Here is a 606-nt window from a genome sequence, read left to right on the forward strand (position 1 = left end):
AAGTATTATTTTATCGTATTTTAACAGATCATTTACGCGAAATGTTACCAATCGTCTATACACCAACTGTAGGTGTAGCGATTCAAAGATATAGTCATGAATACCGTAAACCACGTGGTGTGTATTTATCGATTAACGATCCGTCAGGTATTGAAGAAGCATTTGCCAATATTGGTGCAACAGCAGAAAATATTGATTTGGTCGTTGTAACAGATGGAGAAGGTATACTAGGAATTGGTGACTGGGGCGTTGGTGGTATTAACATCGCCATCGGAAAATTAGCTGTTTATACAGCCGCAGTTGGAATCGATCCTAGCCGCGTATTACCGGTAATTTTAGATGTAGGTACAAATCGTGAAGAATTATTAGACAATCCATTTTATATTGGAAATCGTCACCCTCGTATAACAGGTGAAGCTTACGATGAATTTATTGATACATTTGTACAAGCGGTAAATAAGCAATTCCCGAAAGCACTTTTACATTGGGAAGACTTCAGTTCTCGTAATGCACGAAAAATCTTAGATAAATATCGTCATGATATTTGTACATTTAATGATGATATTCAAGGTACAGGTGCAGTTTCCCTTGCGGCTGTATTATCGG

At 37.5% G+C, this 606-nt stretch carries 1 pseudogene; it reads left to right on the forward strand.

The annotated features are described in order from the left end of the window. A pseudogene (gene malS / locus AC0NJG_RS28590) lies at window positions 1-606 on the forward strand (oxaloacetate-decarboxylating malate dehydrogenase); the annotation flags it as partial.

It is taken from the genome of Bacillus sp. SSR7, from assembly GCF_055902415.1.